The following is a 24218-nucleotide window of genomic DNA, read 5'->3' as shown; positions in this document are numbered from 1 at the left end:
CATCCAATCTGAGCGCCATTTGAGCAATTCATTCTAACTAGCCCCGCCACAGCCACCAAGCCGCATCCTGCGCAATAGACAAAAAATAGGGCGAGCCCCAGGGCCCGCCCACGCACTCAACCGGGATTCACTGATCGTCGAGGGATTCAAAATCCTGCCACCCCTCGTCGTCCAGCTCCTCCAGTTCGTCCTCCCAGGATTCCGGCTCCCAGTCATCGTCGAGCTCGTAATCCGACCTTGGTTCACCCATGCTCATGCTCCTTGGATAGTGCACCGGCCTTCAAAGTCTATCCAGAATCACCGGGCTCGCCAGTGCCTTGCTCAGAGCTTGACCAGGGTACGGCCCGCCACCTGACCCCGGGTAATGGCGTCGGCGGCAGCGACCACCTGCTCCAGACCGATCTCGGTCACCGCCTGTTCGAAGAAGCGGGCAGGCAGGTCTCGCGCCAGCCGCTCCCAAGCCTGCTGGCGGCGGGCCAGCGGACACATCACCGAATCCACCCCCTGCAGACGCACGTTGCGCAGGATGAAAGGCATGACGCTGGTCGGCAGATCGAAGCCACCCGCCAGCCCGCAGGCAGCCACGGCGCCGCCGTAGTTCATCTGGGCCAGCAGCTTGGCCAGCACCTGGCTGCCGACGGTGTCGACGGCACCGGCCCACAGCTGTTTCTCCAGCGGCTTGGCGGGCTCCAGCAGCTCGCTGCGCGGCACGATGCGACTCGCCCCGAGGGCCGTCAGCATCTCCCCCTGCTCCTCGGGACGCCCGGTCAGGGCCGCCACGCGATAACCCAGCGCCGCCAAGAGGGCGATGGAGGTGGACCCCACCCCACCGGCCGCCCCGGTCACCAGGATCTCGCTGCAATCCGGGGTGATGCCCGCCTCTTCCAGCGCCAGCACGCAGAGCATGGCGGTGAGACCGGCGGTGCCGATGCACATGGCCTGACGCTCATCCAGCCCGGCCGGCAGCGGCACCAGCCAGTCCGCCTTGACGCGGGCCTGCTCGGCCATGCCACCCCAGTGTCCCTCACCCACACCCCAGCCGGTCAGCACTACCTTGTCACCGGCCTGATAGCGCGGGTCGGCGGATTCCAGCACGGTACCGGCGAAGTCGATGCCCGGCACCAGCGGCCACTGGCGCACTATCTTGCCCTTGCCGGTGATGGCCAGTCCGTCCTTGTAGTTGATGGAGCTGTAACTCACCGCGATGCGCACCTCCCCTTCCGGCAGCTGGCTCTCAGCCAACCGGGTCAGGGTGGGGATCGTCTTGCCGTCTTGGTTTTCCAGTAACAGGGCCTTGAACATGCTTGCCTCTCGGGTTGTGTATCGTCAGGTGCTCTGACGCTTTTGCAGTTGAAAATCCAGGGTCAGGGCCGTATTTGCCACGGCCTCCCCCGACAGCTGGCGCAGGATGAGATCCGCTGCCTGCTGCCCCATCTGGTGATAAGGGATCCTGACCGAGGTGAGGGCCGGGTAACAGGCCCGCGCCACGTCCAGATCGTCGAAACCGGCGATGGCGAGCTTGCCCGGTACGCTCAGGTGGCGACGCTGGCATTCAAATAGCACGCCGGCAGCCAGCTCGTCGTTGACGCAGATCAGCGCATCCAGTTCGGGCCAGCGCAGCAGGAACTCCCCCAGCATGGCGGCGCCCGTACTGAAACTGGGCAACTCCGAAGTATTGACGATGGCGTCCGGCGAGAGATAGTTGTCCAGCAGGGCCTTCTGCCAGCCCTGCATGCGTTGCTGCAGCATCCATTGCTCCTGGCGGGCGCAGAGGAAACCGATGTTGCGATAACCCCGTTCGATGAGGTGGCGGGTCAGCTGATAACCCGCGTCAAAATTGGAGACGCCGACGTTCATGTCGATGGGCTGACGCGCCATGGCCCCCACCTCCACCACCGGCAGGCGTGCCGCCTTCAGGCGGGTGCGCACCGTCTCGCCAGGATCGCCGCCAAACAGCACCACGGCGGCCGGATTGTGCTGCAGGAAGTTGCCGAGCAGGCTCTCCTCCTGCTGTTTCATGTGTTGGGCATCCCCCAGCATGATCTGGTAACCCTCCGCCAGCAGGGTCTGCTGCAGACCGGCGACCATGTCGCCACAGCCGCGCTCCGCCAGGCTCGGGACTATGACCACTATGGTCTGGGAAGTGGCGGAAGCGAGTGCCCCGGCAGCCCGGTTGGGGATATAGCCGAGCTCATCCACCGCCGCCTCGATGCGCTCGCGCATCTTGTCCGACACCAGCTCGGGAGTACGCAGCGCCCGCGATACCGTCATGGCACCCACACCGGCCAGCCTGGCGACCTCATTGAGGGTCACCCGACCCGTGCTGCGGCGTTTCTTAACTTCTGACATCTATTTCCTTCCTCGGCATGCGGGCTTGCTCACTTTAAGGCAAAAGCGGGGCACTGACTATTTGCTCAAGCCGGATTCTACTCCGTATCGACCTGCCAGGGGTTAGGATGACTCCCTTTTAACAATAAAATGATAGCGCTATCACAATTCACTGTTAGCGCTATCTGGTAGCGCTAACTTTCGAGATCAGGCTCACAGTTATGCCAAGGCAAGATCGCTAGATTGGCCCCATCTCAACCAGCCGGATACCACCATGCTGACTGAACTGCTGACCGAGGAGGTCATTTCCATCGAGGCGGGCGCCCGCGACTGGCGCCATGCCATCGAGCTCGCCACCGCGCCCCTGCTGGCCAACGGCACCATTGAGCCTTCCTACGTGGCGGCCCTGTATCGCTCCCACGAGGAACTCGGCCCCTACTATGTGCTGGGCCCGGGCCTCGCCATGCCCCATGCCCGCCCGGAAGACGGGGTCAACCGGCTGGGACTGGGGCTGACGGTGCTGAAAGAGGGGGTCAATTTCGACTCGGAGGGCAATGACCCTATCCAGCTGCTGGTCACCCTGGCCGCCAGCGACAGCAACTCTCATGTGGAGACCATCGCCCAGCTGGCCGAGCTGTTCATGAACGAAGAAGACGTGGCGGCCATCATCGCGGCCGACACCAAAGACGACATCTTGCGCATCCTGGCGCGCTATTGAGCTGCGCCCCGGCGCCCTGACAGAGGTAGAGACAATGAAAATTCTGGTTGTATGCGGACACGGCCTGGGCACCAGCCTGATGATGGAGATGAGCATCAAGAGCATTCTGAAGGAGCTGAATGTGGCCGCCGAGGTGGATCACCGGGATCTCGCCTCTGCCGGCAGCGAGAGCGCCGAGATCTTCGTCGCCACCCGCGACATCGCCGAACAACTCACCAGCATGGGGGTCAACGGCCGACTGGTGTCGCTGGACAACATGGTCGACAAGGTTGCCATGAAGGAGCGGCTCTCCGCCGCCCTGCGCGAGCTGGGCGCACTCTGAGTTCGTGACCCTGCGGCGAGTTCAACACTGCGGCCCGAGGGCCGCCTCTTCCATTGATTGGAGCTGACCATGGAATTTTTCAATTTTCTGATGTTTGACGTGCTGTCGGAGCCGGCCGTGCTGGTCGGCCTGATCGCCCTTATCGGCTTGATTGCCCAGAAGAAACCCGTGACCGAGTGCATCAAGGGCACGGTCAAGACCATCATGGGCTTCGTCATCCTAGGGGCCGGCGCCACCCTGGTGGTGAACTCGCTCGGCGACTTCGCCACCATCTTCCAGCACGCCTTCGGCATCAAGGGGGTGGTCCCCAACAACGAGGCCATCGTCTCCATCGCTCAGCAGTCGTTCGGCAAGGAGATGGCGATGATCATGTTCTTCGCCATGCTGGTGAACATCCTGATCGCCCGCCTCACCCCCTGGAAATTCATCTTCCTGACCGGTCACCACACCCTGTTCATGTCCATGATGGTGGCAGCCATCCTCTCCGCCGGTGGCATGAGCGGCATCCCCTTGATCGCGGTCGGCAGCCTGGTGGTCGGTGTGACCATGGTGCTGTTCCCGGCCCTCGCCCACCCCTACATGAAGCAGATCACCGGCTCGGACGATGTGGCGCTCGGCCACTTCTCCACCGTCTCCTACGTGCTGGCGGGCTGGATCGGCGCCAAATTCGGCAACAAGGCCCACAGCAGTGAAGAGGTGCAGGTGCCCAAGAGCCTGCTGTTCCTACGCGATACCCCGGTAGCCATCTCCTTCACCATGGGCATCATCTTCCTCATCACCTCCGCCTTCGCCGGCCCCGAGTTCGTTTCCAGCGTTGCCAAAGGCAAGCACTGGTTCATGTTCTCCCTGATGCAGTCCATCACCTTCGCCGCCGGTGTCTACGTCATCCTGCAGGGTGTGCGCATGGTCATCGCCGAAATCGTGCCGGCCTTCAAAGGGATCTCCGACAAGCTGGTCCCCAACGCCAAGCCGGCGCTGGACTGCCCCATCGTCTTCCCCTATGCCCCCAACGCCGTGCTGATCGGCTTCCTGTCGAGCTTCACCGCCGGCCTGGCAGGCATGGTGCTGCTCTACCTGCTGGGGCTCACCGTCATCATCCCGGGGGTGGTACCGCACTTCTTCGTCGGCGCCGCTGCCGGGGTCTTCGGCAACGCCACCGGCGGTCGTCGCGGTGCTCTGCTGGGTGCCTTCGCCAACGGCCTGCTGATCACCTTCCTGCCGGTGTTCCTGCTGCCGGTGCTGGGGGATCTCGGCTTTGCCAACACAACCTTCAGCGATGCCGACTTCGGTGTGGTAGGCATACTGCTTGGCCTGATCGTGCGCTGATCCGACATCGCCACGATATAGCCGACAAAAGGCACGACCCGGGGTCGTGCCTTTTTACATGTCGCTGCATCAACCCGCCCTGCGTGGCGGATCTCCCCGCACCGATTAAATAAATCTGGTCACCACAGTGCCGGTGATCGGATTTTCACACCGTCGCGGCAGCATCTGACCAATGAGTGCGATATGCTGTCGGGCTCACGAACCACCCGACCTCCATCGAGGCCTTCTCCATGAAATACCTGGTAGTACAAACCAAACAGATAGGGGACGTGCTGATCTCCACCGCCCTGTGCAACAACCTCAAGCAGCATGATCCCGCTGGGGAAGTGCACTATCTGGTGATGGATTACTGCGCGGGCATGGCAGAGGGCAACCCGAATATCGACAGGTTGATCGTCATCGAGAAGAAGCGCCGCAACGAATGGCGCTATATGAAAGACGTGTTGCTTGATATTCGACGCGAGCGCTACGACGTGGTGGTGAACAGCCAGGGCCAGATGATTGGCCTGCTGACCTGCCTGCTGTCCGGGGCCCGATTGCGCATCGGCTTTGACTCCTTCCCCTGGCGACTCGGCCACAATCGCATAGTGCGGTTTCGCAAAGACACAGAACATCAGGGCAACAGTACCCTGGTTGACGACAGATTCTCACTGCTAAAACCCCTCGGACTAGCACAAGAGGATCGCAACTACTATCTCTGGCTGAGTGATGCGGAGAAGCAACAGGGACGCGAGAGCCTGCAGGCGGCCGGGGTGGATCTGAGCAAGCCCCTCATCGCCATGGGCGTCAACTCCCTCGGTCACTACAAGCGCTGGCCCATCGATTGTTTTGCGGCGGTGGCGCGCTGGCTCATCGAGGAGCACGACGCCCAGATCCTGATCTACTGCGGCCCGGGGGAAGAAGAGTACAACCGGGGCCTCAAGCCACTGCTACCAGAAACGCTGCAAGCCAGCGTGTTTGACCATATCCAGACCCGCTCGGTACGGGAGCTGGTCGGCCTCTTCGCCCACTGCCAGCTGTTCGTCGGCAACGACACGGGTCCGCGGCACATGGCCCAAGCCATCGGCCTGCCGCTGCTGACCATAGTGGCCCCGGGCGGCGACAAGATCATCGCCAACCCGGTGAACCACCCCCGTTATCAGGCCATCGATATCTTCGATGCCAAGGGGGCGGACTTTCAGCTACCCGCCCAGGAGAAGGACGCCTTCGATGAGGCCCTGTTCCGCTCAATTACGCCGGAACTGGTTATTCAGCGGCTCGCGGCTCTGCTGGTTCAGTCACAGACAGCAGACTAGACAGCGCCTCGCAGACGGACCTGTCATCGACATTGTTCATGTCGGCATTCAGGCCAGGGGAATCGCTGAACAGGATCCGGACCCGCGGCGTGCGGGTCGGCAGCCACTGGTTGAACGTCTCGCCGTGGCGCGGGTAGATGGCTACCAGCGGCTTCTGCAGTCCGACAGCGATATGCACTATAGCGGTATCCACTGACAGCACAGCCTTTGCTTGCTGCACGCAATAGATAGCATCATCTATCGTCAATACGCCCTCCACCAGCATCACATTGCTAGTTGAACAGGCGTTGATCATGGCTCTCGCCACGGTATCCGTCGCCGGGGATGACAGCACACCGAAGCGGTGACCTGCGAATTCCCTTCCCAACGTCTGCAGCAAGCTGACCACCTTGTTGTGGGAGAAGGACTTGTACTGGGTGCTGCCAAAGGGATTGATGAGGATGAGATCCTCACAGGGCGAGGTCACATTGCCCTTCCCCACCACCGGGATGATGTATTGCTGATCCACCTCTTTCGCCCCCAGCAGAGAGAGCAAATAGCGGTATTTATCCTGGAACAGCAAACCGGCCGTCGCCTTGGACAGCTTGATATTCACACGCCCGATGCTGTCATCGAGCGAGGCAACGTGGGTGGGAGAGAGCCGGTGAAGGAGATAGAGATCCTTCATCTTCATCCCCTCGGTGAGGTGTATCACCAGATCGACATGGGGAATGGCTGCGGCCATCTTCTTGATGGCACCATAGCCGGGCCGCTTGTTGATCTCGATGACCTCATCGACACCAAAGCAATCCCGATACAGGCTGGCCAGGGCTGGGGTCGTGATAACCGTTACTTTCTTGTTACCCGGCAGCTTTTTTATCTCCCGGAAGAAAAAGGAGGAGATGAAGGAGTCCCCCAGCTTGGCATCCCAGCGCACCACCAATATATGGTGGATCTCCCCCTGGATACCGGACGGCATCTTCTTGTCAAACAAGAAGATGCCCAAGGCCCTACGCACCCGATCACGCAACAGTTGAAGGTAGCCTATCACCATCACGCCCCTTCACCGCCCACATGGGGGCCGTAATTGCGGTCATCAATAGTGGTATCGAACAGGCCGACATCCATGCAGCAGGGCTCAATCCCCGAAGCCGTCAGGCCGTTGAGCTGCAACCTTCCCGTCAGATAATCAGACGGCATCCGGATGGGATAGGCCTTGCTTAACAGCTTCTTGGCGCCAGACAAGGTCAATATATACCCTGCCGTCGATATGATTCCGCGCTTGGAGTTTCGACTCGGTGAGATATAGCTGGCAAGGCGATATCCTTCCGGCATTTTTTTCATCCATGGCCAAGACTTCACCTTGCCATGGTGCAAGAAAACAATATCAGACTGGCTGGCGGATATTGCTTTTGACAGGATGGATTTGAAGTTGCTGTGCAGATAGATATCGTCTTCCAGCACGACACAGCGCTCAATATTCCTGGCGACCATCATCTCGTAGATACGGATATGGCTCATGGCGCAGCCAACTTCCCCCAGACTCAGGTCGTGACCGCAAAATTGCTTGGCCATGGGGAAATCCACTTTTTTCAATTCATCTTCTGACAATGACTTTCCGTCTACGGCATCAAAAAATGCGAAGTCGATAGCCCGGCTACCCAAGTGCTGATCGATAAAATGGCGGCGATCATGGCTTCTAAGAAGGCTGATGACAAAGACTGGGATCATGACTGATTCTCTTTCATAGTGAATTCTGTCGCACACCAAGCAAAAACAAGGCTCAGTGAATATAGATAGAGTACATTTTGATGTTCAAACGGGACATCGCTGAATGCGCAAATAGAAATAGACAGTGGGATCATCATATAGAGAGATCCCCAGCCAGTTTTCTCTACCAGCAGCTTCATCGGGTAAAAGATGAAAATCAGCAAACCAAATATTCCGATGAGCCCCCTGACCACTAGATTCTGCATATATTGACTATGTGCGTGCACTAACGCCGGATCCATTACCAAGGGGGATACCAAGCCCTGTGCAACTTGCTGCTCTTTGACCGCAGTAAAGCCATCAGTACCGACACCGATGATCGGTGAGTTCAAGAAACCTAGCCACGCACTCTCCCATGCAACGACTCGCAGTCCCCATGAGGAGTAATAAGTCCCACCTTCTATCCCTCTTATATCCGAGGCTGCATCGGCGACTCTATCCTGCACAATTTTATTGGTTTGATATATCCCCCCCATTGAGGCTGCCAACAAGAGTGCAACAATGGTATATTTAACAGGCTTATGAAAGCCCTTGTATATAACATGTATAATAATCACGCCCCCCAAAGCCAACCACACACCCCGACTCTGAGAGAAATACAGTGCAACAATAGAGGACATCATGGAAAACAGGGCAATGTATTTTATTATATTATTTTCTTTTGACTGACTGAAAGCACACCAATTTAATATGGCAAGAATCAGTGCGGCCTGAGAGAAAAGTATGGCGTTGGTAAACCCTTCGACTCTTATCAGCCCAGATTTGAACTGCCAGACACTCAATAAACCTAATCCAATTCCCCCAGCGACAATAGCGACCCAACCCAGAGAGAGTATTATTTTATTCTTGGGCATCATCAGAGAGAATATTGACACGTAGAACAGGCCTCGCATAATGCCATATTGATCACCATGCACAACCCTGTTAAGCAAGATTATCGCCGCATAAAACATAAATGCCCATAGCAGACGACGATCGATAAAGAAGACATCCCTGCTGCCTCCCACGAAATAATTCAGCAGACCAAACACGCCTGATACCACCAGCAGATTGGATAGAATGCTTTGACCAGACGGAACCAGGAAAAGTCCGCAGAAGGCAAACATGATGGTCAGTGCATAAACAGTGGTCGTTGCTCTATCGAGCAGTTTACGAGGCTTAATCAACATCAAGTCTTATTTCCTGAACACATAGTTGCCACGGATCTTTCGCCACAGCCCGAACATATCGGTACGGGGGAAGATGGCGATTCGGCGGATCTGGAGCGGATCCTGATGCATGGCTTTGGGGCCACTGTTGGTAGCCACAGCATAGCGATAACCCGCAGCCGTTACCTGAGCTTTAGCACTGTCATTCAGATCCCCGTAAGGGTAGGCAAACGTGATGAGTGAATGATCGAGCAACTGCTCCAGCCTCTGTTTGTTGGCCTGGATCTCGTGTGCCTGCTGCTCGGGGGTAAGCTGGCTCAGACGTGGGTGGGTCAAGGTATGACCCCCGATCTCGATATGCTCAGATGCCCCCAACATGCGAATTTCGTCGGCATTCATCAGCGATACCGGCCTGTCCGGGTGGGTCGGATGCTCCACATCCCAGCGATTGTGATCTTCACCCGTCACTATGTACACCACGGCTTTGTAACCATATTTTTCAAGCAGCGGCAGCATGCGGGTCAGGTTGTCCCGATAACCGTCGTCGACGGTGATCATCAGGTACTTCTTGTCGTATTGCAGACGGTGGATAAATCCCTTGTCTGCCAGATCCCTGAAGGTCAGTGTCTCGTAGCCAAGCCACTTCATCAGCTTGAGGTGCTTTTCGAACATGGTGATGGGCAGCCAGGTGCCATGCACCCCCTTCTCGCTCTCATGTTCAATGAAGCGGTGATACATGATGACCGGCACCTCACGGCGCAAGGTCTCCACCACGGCATCCTGATAGATGGACTCAAGCCCCGTCACCACGCCCTGCAGGTCATATTCCTGATGGATACGTTGGCGAATGGGGTCGGGCACGCTGGTACAGGTCAGGGCCGAGACAATCTGAGCGCTCAGTGCGGCAAAATCGATCGCCAGATCCTTCGGACCGATGTCGCCAAAGTTGCTGGCCAGTGCCTCGTCCAGGTTGGATTCATCCACCAACCCGATGGCCTTGGCCTCACCGATGGCAAAGGCAGGACGGCCGCAGAGCAAGGCCTCCATCGCCACCCGACCAGCCCCGATCACCAGATCGCAACCCGCCAGCAGGGTCGGCACATCATCCACATAGCCGACAAATTCGACCTTGTCCTTGAAACGGGCAAAGCGCTCCGGCACCTGAGTGCCACTGACGACTCGCACCAGGCAGGCATCCAAGTCCAGCACCTCATCCAGCAAGCGATAGCAAAGCTCGCCCTTGGGACCGCTCAGCCGTCCTATGATGGCGATCACCGGCTTGGGATTGTTGGGGGCAGAGACAGGCTGGAACTTGTCGGTTTCAATGCCGTTACGCAGCACCTGTACCTTGGTGGGATCCACACCAAGGTTGTCGATGATCTGATGGGCGATGTCCTCGCATACCGCTACCGCCCGGTAGCCCAGCGCATGGAATGCTTTGCGCGATGCATGCACCGGCTGGCGGCCGTGAACCGTGGTGATCATCGGCGTGCCGGTCAGCTTGCAGGCCACGTAGCTGCTCCAGCCGGAGGCACGGGAGTGGGCATGCACCAGCTGGATGTGATGCTTCTTGATGAGATAGATGAGGTAAAACACATGCCAGAAGCGGCGCAAGATGCTGCGCTTGTTGAAGCGCAGCTTGAAAACAGGCCCCCGGGTCGGCTTGGTCAGGGTGTCTGAAACGTAGAAGACGTTGTGGCCACGGCAGGTTAACTCATTGCCCACCGTGGTGGCATAAACCTCGGCGCCCGTCACTTCGAGCTGGGAGAGTGCCATCAATATATTCATAGTTATTCGGCTCACGACTAAGGCTGCTCATCCACTCTGCCACAAAACCACACTTCTTTGGTAACGGTGGCCGAGCAGGTGCAAGCAACGGAGGATTAGGAATCTAGCAGGCGCTCGACATCCATCATGCTTCGTCTGAAGCTAAAAATATCGGATCTCTGCCTGGATAGACTGGCGTAGCGGTCGCGGACCTCCTCATCCTCCAACAGGGTCCTTATCCCCTCGGCCAGGGCATCAACATCATTGACGGGGACCAGATAGCCAAATTCGCCATCATGCAGAGCCTCTTTCGGCCCGGTACAATCCGTCGAGACAATCGCCTTGCCCAGTGTCATGGCTTCAACCAGAACGACTGGGTAGCCCTCATAGCGAGAGGACATCACGAAGAGATCGCAGCCAGCTATATATGGATAAGGATTGTCCTGAAAACCCAGCAAGCTGGTGTGATTGCCCAATTGGTGCTCCTGAATATATTTTTCCAATCCCTCTCTATCCGAGCCCTCACCAAGAATGGTGAGATGATAATTCAGCCCTGCTGCAATATTCCGATGATGGGCCGTCAGCAACAGATCAAAGGCCTTCTGTGAGTTCAGCAATCGTCCAATCGCCAGCACATTCAAGCCATCACCGACCTTGATGCACTCCTGGCCTTTGAATGCGATGTGGTTGATATCAACCGGATTATAAATAACCGAAATATGGCTCTCGAGGGCAGGATGGAGATTCAGTACGGATTGCTTGACACCTTCCGACACGCAGACGACCTCATCCATCCGCTCATACACCACCTTTTCAACCTCTCTCGGCAAGGTGTGATGCCGTTCAAGGTCGATATGAACCCAGGCTATTTTTTTCTGAGGGCCGTTGAGATAGGAGAGCAGCAAACTGGCATCCCCTTCTAGAAATGAGACACCCACATCGTAATAGTCGGGAAGCAGCATATTGGCCAGCCATGGCTTGGCCAGGATCAGGGAATACCAGCGTTTCTTCATGGAATAGATGATTCCACGACGCAGGAAGCCCGTCGGCTCAGGCCCCAGCAAATATTTCACCTTGATGTGACTCGGCAATGAAGACAGGTAAACCCCTTCATATTTCAGCAACAGCAAGGTTATTTCATATTTGGCTTCATCGAGATGATTGAGTATGTTGACCAGTACTTTTTCGGCCCCTCCGCCCTCCAGGGTTTTCATCACGAACAGCACTTTTTTCTTCATACTTGAAATCACATAATTTAAGGCGTGAACAAAGAATACAAGGGCTACCCGATATAGGGGTAGCCCTTGTCACTGAAAAAATTACATCAAGCCCGGTTTAGCCAGGCCATGTAATCGGCCACGCCTTCGGCCACTGTCTTGAACTCGCCATCATAGCCGACACCGCGCAAGCGGGTGAGGTCGGCCTGGGTGAAGCTCTGGTAACGACCCTTCAGGTGATCCGGGAAGGGGATGTATTCAATAGCGCCTTGCTGGTGATGTTTGATCACCGCTTCCGCCACATTCTGGAAAGGTTCGGCGCGGCCGGTGCCGCAGTTGAAGATGCCGGAGTGCTGCGGGTTCTGCCAGAACCACAGGTTTACCTTGCAGACGTCGTCCACGTAGATGAAGTCGCGCATCTGACCGCCATCCGGGAAGCCGTCACAACCTTCGAACAGCTTGGGGTTCTCACCCTGTTTCACCTGGGTATTGAGGTGGAAGGCGACGGAGGCCATGGAGCCCTTGTGCTGCTCGCGTGGGCCGTAGACGTTGAAGTACTTGAGGCCAACGACCTGGGAGTCTATCTCCGGCATCAGGCGACGCACGTACTGATCGAACAACTGCTTGGAGTAGCCGTAGACGTTGAGGGGCTGCTCGAACTTGGGATCTTCGATGAAGTTGTCGTTGCGCCCGCCGTAAGTCGCGGCGGAGGAGGCGTAGATGAAGGGGATCTCGCGTTCGATGCAGTAGTGGAACAGATCCTTGGAGTACTCGTAGTTGACCTCCATGATGAACTTGCCGTTCCACTCTGTGGTGGCGGAGCAGGCACCCTCGTGGAAGATCACCTCGATGCCGCCATCCCACTCCTCGAACTCGTCGCCGGAGACAATCCGCGCCTGGAACTCATCCTTGTCCATGTAATCGGCGATGGTGAGGTCGACCAGGTTGACGAACTTGGTGCCGTCGGTCAGATCGTCGATGACCACCACATCGGTGCGTCCCATGGCATTGAGTTGCTTGACCAGATTGCTGCCGATAAAGCCAGCACCGCCAGTTACTACGATCATGGAGTTTGCCTCGCATACGTTGATGGCCACGTGTGACTGCCTGTTAAAGCTGTGTATAGTGAGCCAATTTGAAATTGCCGAAAAGTTTATCACGGGCCGCAAGGGGATTCGACCTCGATGACTTTCCCCGGCAGGGGCCCGGCAGAGGGATCAGCGATGAAGACCAGAGACAGGATCATTCACAGCGCCACCGAGCTGTTCAACGATCAGGGTGAACGCAACATCACCACCAACCACATTGCCGCCCATCTCGGCATCAGCCCGGGCAATCTGTATTACCACTTTCGCAATAAAGAAGACATCATCCACTCCATCTTCGATCAATATGCCCGCCACCTGAGCGAGAGCTTTACCCCGGCCCGCAGCCACGAGATCAAGCTGGAAGACCTGATGGGCTACCTGGACGCCATCTTCTATCTGATGTGGCAGTTCCGTTTCTTCTACGCAAACCTGCCGGACATTCTGAGTCGCGACGCCCCTCTGCAGCAGAAGTATCTCAAGGCTCAGGAGCAGCTCAGGGCCGCCGTGGAGGCCCTGCTTCGCAGCCTGCGTGATGGCGGCATCATTACCGTCAGCGACGATGACCTGCCAGATCTTGGCCAGACCATCAAGATGGTGGTGACCTGCTGGATCCCCTTCCAGATAGCCCAGGCCCCCGCCACCCGAATCACCAAGCCCTTGTTGTATCAGGGGGTCTTGCGCGTACTCTTCCTGCTGCGCCCCTATGTGCAGCCCCAGGTGGCGGATCAGATCCGCCAGCTGGAACAACACTACCACCAGCTGGCCCAACCAGCTGGGTGAGATCTGTTTCACAATTGTTGAATATCAGCACAATAATTTGAATTAACGAGCAGAGGTTGCAGTAAAATCTCGCCCACTCCAGGGTCTGCTGGCGTTTCATCATGAAGGCGGCAACGGCCAGATGGCCGGCACAGGCAGACCCGGAACGACACAGCTAACACAGCGAATGAGGACCGAGGATGTCTAACGGATTCTATCGTCACCTGACCGAGCAGCTCGAACAGGTCAAAGCGGAAGGCCTGTACAAGCAGGAGCGCGTCATCACCTCGGCCCAGCAGGCCCGGATTGCGGTGGGCGGCGAGCAGGTATTGAACTTCTGCGCCAACAACTACCTGGGGCTGGCCAACCATCCCGAGCTTATCTCCGCCGCCCATCAGGGGCTGGACAGCCACGGCTTCGGCATGGCCTCGGTGCGTTTCATCTGCGGTACCCAGGATCAGCACAAGGTGCTGGAGCAGAAGCTGTCTGACTTCCTCGGCACCGAGGACAGCATCCTCTACTCCTCCTGCTTCGACGCCAACGGCGGGTTGTTCGAGACCCTGTTCGGTGCCGAAGACGCCATCATCTCCGATGCACTCAACCACGCCTCCATCATCGACGGCGTGCGTCTGTGCAAGGCCAAACGCTACCGCTACGCCAACAACGACATGGCCGAGCTGGAAGCCCAGCTCAAGCAAGCCAACGCCGATGGCGCCCGCTTCAAGCTGATCGCCACCGACGGCGTCTTCTCCATGGACGGCGTCATTGCCGATCTGAAATCCATCTGCGATCTGGCGGACAAGTACGACGCCCTGGTCATGGTGGATGACTCCCACGCCGTCGGCTTCATCGGCGAGAACGGTCGCGGCACCCACGAATACTGCGACGTGCTGGATCGGGTCGACATCATTACCGGCACCCTGGGCAAGGCCCTCGGTGGCGCCTCCGGCGGCTACACCTCCGGCAAGAAAGAAGTGATCGACTGGCTGCGTCAGCGCTCCCGCCCCTATCTGTTCTCCAACTCCCTGGCTCCCTCCATCGTTGCCGCCACCATCAAGGTGATCGACATGCTGGCCGAGGGCCACGCCCTGCGCGCCCAGTTGAAAGAGAACAGCGATTACTTCCGCACCCGCATGAGCGCCGCCGGCTTCACCCTGGCCGGCGCCGATCACGCCATCATCCCGGTCATGCTGGGGGATGCCAAACTGGCCGCCGAGATGGCGAGCCGCATGCTGGCCGCCGGCATCTACGTGGTGGGCTTCTCCTTCCCCGTGGTGCCAAAGGGTCAGGCGCGCATCCGCACCCAGATGTCCGCCGCCCACACCCGCGAGCAGCTGGACAAGGCCATCGATGCCTTCATCCGCATCGGCCGCGAACTGGGCGTGATCTGAGCCCATGGCTGATTGATTAAAACGGGGGCCAAGGTTGGGCCCCATTTTATTACCCTCTGTCTTCGGCCAAGTGCCCTGAGGAACCCTGTCATGAAAGCACTCTCCAAACTGAAGAAAGAAGTCGGCATCTGGATGACGGATGTCCCGGCCCCGGAACTCGGCCACAACGATCTGCTGATCAAGATCCGCAAGACCGCCATCTGTGGCACCGACATCCACATCTACAACTGGGACGAGTGGTCCCAGAAGACCATCCCGGTCCCCATGGTGGTGGGTCACGAATACGTGGGCGAAGTCGTCGCCGTTGGTCAGGAAGTGCGTGGCTTCGCGGTCGGCGATCGCGTCTCCGGCGAGGGTCACATCACCTGCAGCCACTGCCGCAACTGCCGCGCCGGTCGCACCCACCTGTGCCGCAACACCATAGGCGTCGGCGTCAATCGTCCCGGCTCCTTTGCCGAGTACCTGGTGATCCCGGCCTTCAACGCCTTCAAGCTGCCGGACAACGTGCCCGATGAGCTGGCCGCCATCTTCGATCCCTTCGGCAACGCCGTGCACACGGCGCTCTCCTTCGATCTGGTAGGGGAAGATGTGCTCATCACCGGCGCCGGTCCCATCGGCATCATGGCCGCTGCCGTCTGCCGTCACGTGGGTGCCCGCCACGTGGTGATCACCGACGTCAACGAATACCGGCTGGAACTGGCCCGCAAGATGGGCGCGACCCGCGCCGTCAACGTGGCCAAGGAGCAGCTCTCCGATGTCATGGCCGAGCTCGGCATGACCGAGGGCTTCGACGTGGGGCTGGAGATGTCCGGTGTGCCCAGCGCCTTCCAGGACATGATCGACAAGATGAACCATGGCGGCAAAATCGCCATGCTCGGCATCCCCCCCGCCACCATGGCCATCGACTGGGGCAAGGTGATCTTCAAGGGGCTCTTCATCAAGGGCATCTATGGCCGCGAGATGTTCGAGACCTGGTACAAGATGGCCAGCCTCATCCAGTCCGGCCTGGATCTCTCCCCCATCATCACCCACAACTTCCACATCGATGATTTCCAGAAAGGCTTCGATGCCATGCGCTCGGGTCAGTCCGGCAAGGTGATCCTGAACTGGGATTGATGTGAAGACCCAGCCCCCAGAGACCCGGCAAGCGCCGGGTTTCTTTTTGCCTACGTTCCCGTCGCTCCCCTCGTTCGCTGTCGAAACTTTCTTCACAGATTGCTTAACACTTCACACACAAGCGTTTAAATGGCTGTAACTATTCGGTTATAATCCCGTCGTTTTCTAGGGATAATAAGAACCAGCTGGGAGTGGATGAGCGTGTTGAGAAAACTGAGCTATTTATGGGCTGTCGGCGTCACGGCCATCAGCCTGTCCGGCGCCGCGTTTGCCGCCGATGAGATGTCGCCAGAGGCCATCGCCGAGCGTATCGCCCCTGTCGGTCAGGTCTATACCGCCAAGGATCTGGAAGGGATAGCCACGGCAGCCGCCCCCGCGGCTGCTGCTGCCTCCTCCGGCCCCCGTGACGGGGAAACCGTGTTCAAGGGCGCCTGCTTCGCCTGCCATGATACCGGCGCTGCCGGTGCTCCCAAGCGGGGTGACAAGGCCGCCTGGGAACCTCGCATCGCCCAGGGGTTCGACACCCTGCGCAAGCACGCCATCGAGGGCTTCACCGGCAAGACCGGCATGATGCCACCTCGGGGTACCTGCGCCGCCTGTAGCGATGAAGAGCTCGAGAATGCCATCCACTACATGATCGATAAGCTCTAAGTAATTGAAAGGGCTTCTATTGTAGCCCTTTCAATCTGTCTACTTCCGGCTACCCTTGAAGGTACGTTCAATCGGGAGTGTTGCATGTCCGTTCAGCCAGCCGTACCGCACGATGCCACGCCCTTGCTGGCGACCGTCTCTTCCATCATGGATTTCCCCGCCCCCGGCGCCGCCTCTGCACAGGATTATGGTCGCCTGGTGCAGCAGCTCGACCAACTCTGCCCCCTGCAGCACTTTGCCATGCTGGGCCTGGCCGACGGCGGCGTGCACTGGTTGTATGAAGAGCGGCTCCCCCAGGCGTTCAAGCAGTGGCTGGGACGGGAAGAGCCCCGCCTCACGGAGCAACTGACCCAGCTCGACGAGCAGCAGGGCTGGTGCGTGCAACCCGTGGAACACGTCGAGGTACAGTGGTTGCTGGCCCGCTCGACCCCGGAGCAGACGGCTACCCTGCGCCTGTTGCTGGAGTGTCTGGCCAAGCGGCTGCACGAAACCCAGGCGGGTACCCAACTGGCCGGGCAGGCCTCCCCCCTCATGCAGCGGGATCCTCACTGGCAGCAGAAGATAGAGAAAATAAGCCGCATCATGCGGCTGGCCCACAGCCTGCCCCAACACGCTCTGCTCTCCCAGCTTGAAGCCGTGCTGCGCCAGATGCTGGCCGTCCAGGACATGCTGCTCGTTCATCAGGGCAGCCAGCGGCTGGAGACGCTCTACCCGGCACAGCTTGCCCACCCGGCTGACTTCATCCGGGGCCTGTGCCACAGCACCAACGGCGTCGAGCGCTGCGAGCAGGGCATGTACTGGTACAGCCTGCCCCTGCGTCAGCAACAGCAATATTTCGCGCACCTCATCATCAACACCCCTCATCCCCTGGAGGCCGATGACCGGTTGTTCCTCGACTTTCTGCGCCATCAGCTGACCCTGCTGCTGGAACTGAAACGCGTCAGGCAGCAGTTGGATGAACTCAACTCCGAGGAGTCCATCAACCGACGGCTGCAGCAGCTGCGCCAGACCAACCTGAGGTTGCAGAAGCAGCTCAAGCAGCATCAGGAGCTGGAGCGTCGGCTGCAGTTCAACGCGCTGCACGACCCCCTGACCATGCTGCCAAACCGGGCACTGCTGATGAATCATCTCCATCACGCCATGACCCGTTTTCGCCGCTACCGGGCGGCTGGCTTCACCCTGATCTTCCTCGATGTAGATCACTTCAAGCAGATCAACGATGCCCTCGGCCACAGTGCCGGAGATCAACTGCTGCAGGAGATCGGCAAGCGCCTGCAGAGCTGCATCCGGCAAAACGACATGGTGGCGCGGCTCGGAGGGGATGAGTTCGTCATCTACCTGGACAACAGCCAGGAAGAGGAGGATGTCAGCCCGGTACTCAACCGCCTGATCGGCCGCATCGCCCATCCGTTCCGGCTGCAGGGCAACGAGCTCAGCATCACCATCAGTCTGGGGGTGGCCAGCGTCTCCGAGCAGATCAACGATGTCAGCGAACTGCTGCATCAGGCGGATCTCGCCATGTATCAGGCCAAGCGCAATGGCCGCAGCCGCATCGTCAACTACTCGGAGGCGTGCAAGGAGAGTGCAGGCTCACCGGAGGAGCGGCTCGCCAAAGCCTTGCGGGAAGGCAGGATAGTGCCCTATTTCCAGCCGGTCATCCGGCTCGAGGACAGCTGTCTGACGGCGCTGGAGGTGATGGCCCGCTGGATCACGGAGGAGGGGGAACTGAAAGACGCCTTCGACTTCATTCCGCTGGCGGAGCAGTGCGGCCTCATCCAGGAGCTGGACAGACAGATCCTCAGCCGCACCTGCCAGCAGCTCAAGCGCTGGTTGCCGGTGTCCGGCCCCGGTCGCTTCAAGGTCGCCCTCAACCTGTCAGGCAAGCATCTGGCCAGCCGGGAGCATATCCTGCAACTGGTCAACATCATGGAGGAAGAGGGGGTCATGCCGGGCTACTTCATCTTCGAGTTCAACGAACGGGAGCTGTCGCGCCAGAGTGCCGACTCCCTCACCGCCCTGCATGAACTCAGGGCCAAGGGGATCCAGATCAGCCTGGATGACTTCGGCACCGGCTTCTCCTCCCTCAATGCCCTGTTCCACTTCCCGGTGGACTACATCAAGGTGGATGACAGCTTCACCCATCGCATGCTCAATTCTCCCAAGGATCTGGCGCTGATCCGGGCCATGCGGGACATCTGCCAGGATCTTGGCTTCACCCTGGTGGTCGAGGGCATCGAGAGTCCCCAGCAGTTGCAGAAACTGATCGATCTCGGCTGCGCCATGGGACAGGGACGCCACATCTCGCCTCCTCTGCCGGGGGCCGATATTACCCCCCTGCTGGGTCAGGCGGGTATGGTTTGACGCAGGTTTAAACCGTCGCATTCAGCCCTTTTGACACTCAATCCTTTTTAAACAGGGCCCGCAGGTTGGCAACCCCGACCTGCCCCTTCTGCTGGCGCTCCTCGGCGGTCACCTTCTTCTGGTTTTCCCACTCCAGGTCGTCCTGGGGTAATTCCAGCAGGAAGCGGCTCGGCTCGGGCCGCACCGACTCCCCGTACTGACGCCGCTCCTTGCAGAGGGTGAAGGTGAGCTCGGTCTGGGCGCGGGTGATGCCCACGTAGGCGAGGCGCCGCTCCTCCTCCACGTTATCTTCATCTATGCTGGTCTGGTGTGGCAGCAGACCCTCCTCCATTCCCACCATGTAGACATAAGGAAACTCCAACCCCTTGGAGGCATGCAGTGTCATCAACTGCACCTGATCCGCATCATCCTCCCCCTCGTTGCGCTCCATCATGTCCCGCAGGGTGAGTCGGGTCACCACCTGGGGCAAGGTCATGGGCTCATCCAGCTCGTTCCCCTCCAGCATCTCGGTGATCCAGCGATAGAGGGTGGAGACGTTCTGCATCCGCATCTCCGCCGCCTTGGGGCTGGGTGAGGTCTCGTAGAGCCACTCCTCATAGTGGATCTCCTTGATCATGTCCCGCACCGCCTCCACCGCGTTGCCGCGCTGGGCCTCGTCCCCGAGCCGCACCAGCCAGTTGGTGAAGGCCTGCAAGGCGACCAGGCCGCGGCCAGACAAATGTTGCTCCAGCCCCAGTTCAAAGCTGGCGGCAAACAGACTCTTGCCACGCTGGTTCGCGTACTGGCCGAGTTTCTCGAGGGTGGTGGGGCCTATCTCCCGCCGCGGCAGGTTGACCACCCGCAAAAACGCCGTGTCCTCGTCCGGATTCACCAACAGCTTGAGGTAGGCCATGATGTCCTTGATCTCGGTGCGGGAGAAAAACGAGGTCCCCCCGGAGATGCGATAGGGGATGCGGTTGGTCATCAGCGCCTTCTCGAAGATGCGCGACTGGTGGTTGCCCCGATAGAGGATGGCGTAGTCCTTGAAGCGGGTGCGGTTCATGAACTTGTGGCCCATCAGCTCGGCGGCGATGCGCTCCGCCTCGTGCTCCTCGTTCTTGGCGAACAGCACCTTGACCGGCACCCCGTAGTCGAGTTCGGAGAAGAGTGCCTTGTCGAACACATGGGGGTTGTTGGCGATCAGGATGTTGGCGCACTTCAGGATGCGCCCCTTGGAGCGGTAGTTCTGCTCCAGCTTGATCAGCTTGAGGCTCGGGAAGTCCTCATTCAGCAGCACCAGGTTCTGCGGCTTGGCGCCACGCCAGGAGTAGATGGACTGATCGTCGTCCCCCACCACGGTGAAGCGGGCCCGCTCACCAACGATCTGCTTCACCAGCTCGTACTGGCTGGTGTTGGTATCCTGATACTCATCGACCAGCAGGTAGCGGATCTTGTTCTGCCAGCGGGTGCGCACCTCTTCGTTGTTCTTGAGCAACAGGGTCGGCATCACGATGAGATCGTCGAAATCCAGCGCGTTGTAGGCCACCATCTGGCGGTGATAGCGCTCGTAGAGCTGGGCCATCAGCACCTCTTCCGGCCCGCGGGCGATACGCATGGCGCGGGCCGGCAGAATGAGATCGTTCTTCCAGTTGGAGATCTGGGTGATGAGGGCGGAGAGCTTGTCCTTGTCGTTGTCGAGCTCGGCCTCGGTCAGCTCTTTGAGTAACGCCAGCTGATCGGTGTCGTCGAACAGGGAGAAGTTCGCCTTGAGATTCAGACTCTTGTGCTCGCGGCGGATGATATCCAGCCCCAGGGTGTGGAAGGTGGAGACCATCAGCCCCCGCGCCTCCTTGCGGCCCAGGGTCTGGCCCACCCGCTCCTTCATCTCCCGCGCCGCCTTGTTGGTGAAGGTAACCGCCGCAATGTTGCGAGCGTTATAACTACACTGCTGCACCAGGTAGGCAATCTTGTTGGTGATGACGCGGGTCTTGCCCGATCCGGCGCCCGCCAGTACCAGGCAAGGGCCGGAGACAAACTTGACCGCTTCGTTCTGATTGGGGTTGAGCTTCATGGGCCGGATCTCTTGGCTTATGATGAGGGGCGGCATTGTAACAGAGATCCCGCGGGCAGCCGAAACCACGCGCAGGCCCCATCACTTCGCCTTGTGTTTGGCCACCATTTTCAGGATCATGACCGACTTTTCCAGCAGATGACGAGGGGAGCATGAACCAGCAACAACACGCCGGGCTTCGCAGCCAGTTTCCGGCCTTGGCGCAGAAGGTCAACGACCATCCCCTGATCTATCTGGACAACGCTGCCACCACCCAGAAACCGCAGCGGGTTCTGGACGCGATCGCGCGCTACTACAGCACCGACAACGCCAACGTGCACCGTGCCGCCCACGCCCTGAGCGGCCGTGCCACCCGCGCCTTCGAAGCTGCCCGCGAGACGGTCGCCCGCTTTATCAAGGCTCCCCGCCCGCAGGAGGTGATCTGGACCCGTGGCACCACGGAGGCGATCAACCTGGTGGCCCAGAGCTGGGGCCTGAGCGAGCTGCAACCGGGGGATGAAATCATCCTCAGCACCCTGGAGCACCATGCCAATATCGTCCCCTGGCAGCTCGTCGCCCAGCGCACCGGCACCCTCATCCGGGTCATCCCCCTCGATGAGCGGGGCGATCTCGATATGGATGCCTACCAGAGCCTGCTGGGGCCGCGCACCCGGCTGGTAAGCGTGGCTCATGTCTCCAATGCCCTCGGTACCGTCAACCCGGTGAAAGAGATAGTGGCGGCCGCCAGGGCGGTGGGTGCCCTCACCCTGATCGACGGTGCCCAGGCGGTAGCCCACCTCGACGTGGATGTACAAGAGATTGGCTGCGACTTCTATGCCTTCTCCGGCCACAAACTCTATGGCCCCACCGGGATCGGCGTGCTCTGGGGTCGAACCGACCTGCTGGAGCGCATGCCCCCCTGGCAGGCCGGCGGCGAGATGATCGACAGGGTCAGCTTCGCAGGCACCAGCTTCAATATCCTGCCCTTCAAGTTCGAGGCAGGTACCCCTCATATCGCCGGTGCCATCGGCCTCGCCAGCGCCATCGACTTCATCGCGGATCTGGACAGAGCCGCACTGGTCCGCCACGAAGCGGCCCTCACCGACTATCTGGTGACGGGACTGCAACAGGTACCTGGCCTGCGCCTCGTCGGCGAGCCCAGGCAGCGCGCCGGCGCCGTCTCCTTCCTGCTGGACGAGATCCATCCTCAGGATGCCGCCACTCTGCTCGACATGCAGGGCATAGCGCTGCGGGTCGGCCATCACTGCGCCATGCCGCTGATGGAGAGCCTCGGGATCGGCGGCACCCTGCGCGTATCGCTGGCCTGCTACAACGATCAGAACGACGTGGATACCCTGTTGGCCGCCCTGCACAAACTCTGTGACTTCTTCTAAGGCAGATCATCCAATGAACAGTCTCGCAACCTATACCCGGATAGGCGTTGAGCCCGACGCAAATAGCATCCGTCAGCAGTTTGCGGCAGCCAAGGGCTGGGAGAACCAGTACCGGCTCATCATCCAGCTCGGCAAGCTGCTGCCTGCCCTGCCCATGGAGTGGCAGATCGAAGAGAACCGCCTGAAAGGGTGCGAGAGCCAAGCCTGGCTGAAGGGAGAACAGAGCGAGGATGGCTGCTGGCACTTCGCCTGTGACTCCGATGCCCGCATCGTGCGCGGACTTATCGTCATCGTGCTGGCAGCGCTCAATCACCAAAGTGCTGAGACTATTCAGACGTTCGATATGGATAGCTACTTTGCCGAACTGGGGCTGGAGAAACACCTGAGCCCTTCTCGGGGCAACGGCCTCAGAGCCATAGTGCAGGGCATAGTGGCGCTGGCTGATCGCTGATGGCTGGCTGATTCCAAGTACCACAATAAAGAGCACCACTAGAAATAAGAGAGCGCACTTGGGCGCTCTCTTTATTTCTGCATTGTCTGCAAATCTACTCGACGGATTTTTCGGCTCGAGCACCCCGCTCGGCGATCTTCTTCAACACACGGGATGCCGCTACCAGGCCGAAAGTGGCCGTCACCGGCGTCACGGCGCCAAAGCCGGAGGCACAATCCATCTTCATGTTGCCATCGCTGGCGGCCTTGGCCTGACAGGTGCCGCCATTGCCATCCGGGTAGCTCAACTGTTCGGTGGAAAAGACGCACTCCACCCCAAACTTGCGGGCTGGATTCTTGCTGAAGTTATGCAGACGGCGCAAGTCAGAGCGCACCTTGGCCGCCAGCGGATCCTGAATGGTCTTGGCAAGATCGGCGACGGTGATCCGGGTCGGGTCCATCTGCCCACCGGCACCACCCGCCACGATCACGGGTATCTTGTTGCGCTTGCAGAAGGCGATCAGCGCCACCTTGGCCTTGACCGAGTCGATGGCGTCCACCACATAGTCGAACTCTTTCTTGATATGTTCAGCCAGATTGTCGGCGGTGACGAAGTCATCCACCTCGGTCACTTCGCAATCCGGGTTGATGGCACGGATACGCTCCGCCATCACCTCGGTTTTGAGGCGGCCAACAGTCCCCTGCATGGCGTGGATCTGGCGGTTGGTATTGGTGATGCAGATGTCATCCATGTCGATCAGGGTGATCCGGTTGATACCGGCACGGGCCAGCGCCTCCGCCGCCCAGGAGCCCACACCGCCTATGCCCACCACGCAGACGCTTGCCTGGCTGAAGGAGCTGAGCGCGCTCTGGCCATAAAGACGGGCAATGCCCCCGAATCGCTGTAGATATTCTGCTTTCATACCACCACCTTGCTTGAGGGCGGCCATTATAGCGGCAACGGCGGCCTACGACATCATCGGATCGGATAGGGTGAATACAGGGAGTGAAGGGTCAGGTTTACGAGGCGTATTCAGATACGCAGAAACGAAAAAAAGCCCAGTCGTTAGACTGGGCTTCTTGTTAGTGGCGGAGCGGACGGGACTCGAACCCGCGACCCCCGGCGTGAC

General features: G+C 59.2%; 22 protein-coding genes. 11 read left to right on the top strand and 11 right to left on the bottom strand.

The features are described 5' to 3' along the window. Nucleotides 1-127 precede the first annotated feature (127 nt). From ACW5W7_RS20550 to ACW5W7_RS20540, 3 genes are all read right to left on the bottom strand, one after another. On the bottom strand, nt 128-250 hold the full coding sequence (locus tag ACW5W7_RS20550) for a hypothetical protein (protein ID WP_349920384.1): 123 nt from the start codon (nt 248-250) through the stop codon (nt 128-130). 71 nt (nt 251-321) lie between these two features. Beyond that, entirely contained in the window at nt 322-1302 is a 981-nt protein-coding gene (acuI, locus tag ACW5W7_RS20545) for an acrylyl-CoA reductase (NADPH) (protein ID WP_456502906.1), read from the bottom strand. Between the two features lie 24 nt (nt 1303-1326). Next, a complete protein-coding gene (locus ACW5W7_RS20540; protein WP_349920386.1) occupies nt 1327-2349 on the bottom strand; it encodes a LacI family DNA-binding transcriptional regulator in 1023 nt (340 codons plus the stop codon). Nucleotides 2350-2602: 253 nt separating this feature from the next. On the opposite strand from ACW5W7_RS20540, the gene ACW5W7_RS20535 reads away from it, so the two are divergent. The 4 genes from ACW5W7_RS20535 (at nt 2603) to ACW5W7_RS20520 (ending at nt 5989) form a co-directional block, all read left to right on the top strand. Beyond that, nucleotides 2603-3046 carry a PTS sugar transporter subunit IIA gene (locus ACW5W7_RS20535; protein WP_349920387.1) on the top strand — a complete coding sequence of 148 codons (444 nt, stop codon included), beginning with the start codon at nt 2603-2605 and terminating at the stop codon, nt 3044-3046. Between the two features lie 34 nt (nt 3047-3080). Then, nucleotides 3081-3368, top strand: coding sequence for a PTS sugar transporter subunit IIB (locus ACW5W7_RS20530; protein ID WP_456502905.1), 288 nt, complete (start codon nt 3081-3083; stop codon nt 3366-3368). Nucleotides 3369-3437: 69 nt separating this feature from the next. Continuing rightward, nucleotides 3438-4694, top strand: a complete 1257-nt coding sequence (locus ACW5W7_RS20525) for a PTS ascorbate transporter subunit IIC (RefSeq protein WP_349920389.1) — start codon at nt 3438-3440, stop codon at nt 4692-4694. 230 nt (nt 4695-4924) lie between these two features. After that, a complete protein-coding gene (locus ACW5W7_RS20520; protein ID WP_456502904.1) occupies nt 4925-5989 on the top strand; it encodes a glycosyltransferase family 9 protein in 1065 nt (354 codons plus the stop codon). Here the strand turns inward: ACW5W7_RS20520 and ACW5W7_RS20515 are convergent. The 6 genes from ACW5W7_RS20515 to rfaD form a co-directional block, all read right to left on the bottom strand. Beyond that, on the bottom strand, nt 5940-6974 hold the full coding sequence (locus tag ACW5W7_RS20515) for a glycosyltransferase family 9 protein (protein WP_456502903.1): 1035 nt from the start codon (nt 6972-6974) through the stop codon (nt 5940-5942). The genes ACW5W7_RS20520 and ACW5W7_RS20515 overlap by 50 nt on opposite strands. Nucleotides 6975-7021: 47 nt before the next feature. Beyond that, nucleotides 7022-7699, bottom strand: a complete 678-nt coding sequence (locus ACW5W7_RS20510) for a glycosyltransferase family 25 protein (RefSeq protein WP_456502902.1) — start codon at nt 7697-7699, stop codon at nt 7022-7024. After that, entirely contained in the window at nt 7696-8907 is a 1212-nt protein-coding gene (locus tag ACW5W7_RS20505) for an O-antigen ligase family protein (protein WP_456502916.1), read from the bottom strand. Before ACW5W7_RS20505 ends, ACW5W7_RS20510 begins: the two co-directional genes overlap by 4 nt. Nucleotides 8908-8913: 6 nt before the next feature. After that, nucleotides 8914-10674 (bottom strand): polysaccharide deacetylase family protein, encoded by a 1761-nt coding sequence (locus ACW5W7_RS20500; protein WP_456502901.1) that lies wholly within the window; start codon nt 10672-10674, stop codon nt 8914-8916. Between the two features lie 95 nt (nt 10675-10769). Next, nucleotides 10770-11891 (bottom strand): glycosyltransferase, encoded by a 1122-nt coding sequence (locus ACW5W7_RS20495; protein ID WP_456502900.1) that lies wholly within the window; start codon nt 11889-11891, stop codon nt 10770-10772. An 86-nt stretch (nt 11892-11977) separates the two neighbouring features. Next, nucleotides 11978-12937 carry an ADP-glyceromanno-heptose 6-epimerase gene (rfaD, locus tag ACW5W7_RS20490; protein ID WP_349920396.1) on the bottom strand — a complete coding sequence of 320 codons (960 nt, stop codon included), beginning with the start codon at nt 12935-12937 and terminating at the stop codon, nt 11978-11980. A 156-nt stretch (nt 12938-13093) separates the two neighbouring features. Between rfaD and ACW5W7_RS20485 the strand changes: the two genes are divergently transcribed. The 5 genes from ACW5W7_RS20485 to ACW5W7_RS20465 all read left to right on the top strand — a co-directional run bounded on the left by ACW5W7_RS20485 (nt 13094) and on the right by ACW5W7_RS20465 (nt 19236). Then, entirely contained in the window at nt 13094-13738 is a 645-nt protein-coding gene (locus ACW5W7_RS20485; protein WP_456502899.1) for a TetR/AcrR family transcriptional regulator, read from the top strand. Nucleotides 13739-13917: 179 nt separating this feature from the next. Then, nucleotides 13918-15108 carry a glycine C-acetyltransferase gene (locus ACW5W7_RS20480; RefSeq protein ID WP_456502898.1) on the top strand — a complete coding sequence of 397 codons (1191 nt, stop codon included), beginning with the start codon at nt 13918-13920 and terminating at the stop codon, nt 15106-15108. 90 nt (nt 15109-15198) lie between these two features. After that, nucleotides 15199-16224: an L-threonine 3-dehydrogenase gene (gene tdh, locus ACW5W7_RS20475; RefSeq protein WP_349920399.1), complete on the top strand. Its 1026-nt coding sequence runs from the start codon at nt 15199-15201 to the stop codon at nt 16222-16224. Nucleotides 16225-16419: 195 nt separating this feature from the next. Then, nucleotides 16420-16875, top strand: a complete 456-nt coding sequence (locus ACW5W7_RS20470) for a c-type cytochrome (RefSeq protein ID WP_456502897.1) — start codon at nt 16420-16422, stop codon at nt 16873-16875. Nucleotides 16876-16959: 84 nt separating this feature from the next. Then, nucleotides 16960-19236 carry a putative bifunctional diguanylate cyclase/phosphodiesterase gene (locus ACW5W7_RS20465; protein WP_456502896.1) on the top strand — a complete coding sequence of 759 codons (2277 nt, stop codon included), beginning with the start codon at nt 16960-16962 and terminating at the stop codon, nt 19234-19236. Nucleotides 19237-19273: 37 nt separating this feature from the next. Here ACW5W7_RS20465 and rep read toward each other — a convergent pair whose 3' ends face one another. Then, the gene (gene rep, locus ACW5W7_RS20460) at nt 19274-21286 is read right to left on the bottom strand and encodes a DNA helicase Rep (protein WP_456502895.1); all 2013 of its coding nucleotides are present in this window, start codon (nt 21284-21286) and stop codon (nt 19274-19276) included. 152 nt (nt 21287-21438) lie between these two features. Here rep and ACW5W7_RS20455 point away from each other — a divergent pair, with 152 nt between their 5' ends. Next, nucleotides 21439-22659 (top strand): aminotransferase class V-fold PLP-dependent enzyme, encoded by a 1221-nt coding sequence (locus tag ACW5W7_RS20455; protein ID WP_456502894.1) that lies wholly within the window; start codon nt 21439-21441, stop codon nt 22657-22659. 13 nt (nt 22660-22672) lie between these two features. After that, nucleotides 22673-23110 carry a SufE family protein gene (locus ACW5W7_RS20450; protein WP_456502893.1) on the top strand — a complete coding sequence of 146 codons (438 nt, stop codon included), beginning with the start codon at nt 22673-22675 and terminating at the stop codon, nt 23108-23110. 94 nt (nt 23111-23204) lie between these two features. Here ACW5W7_RS20450 and tcdA read toward each other — a convergent pair whose 3' ends face one another. After that, on the bottom strand, nt 23205-24011 hold the full coding sequence (gene tcdA, locus ACW5W7_RS20445) for a tRNA cyclic N6-threonylcarbamoyladenosine(37) synthase TcdA (protein WP_456502892.1): 807 nt from the start codon (nt 24009-24011) through the stop codon (nt 23205-23207). Nucleotides 24012-24218 lie beyond the last annotated feature (207 nt).

The organism is Aeromonas intestinalis (genome assembly GCF_054052485.1).
This window is presented reverse-complemented; position numbering and strand designations above follow the sequence as displayed.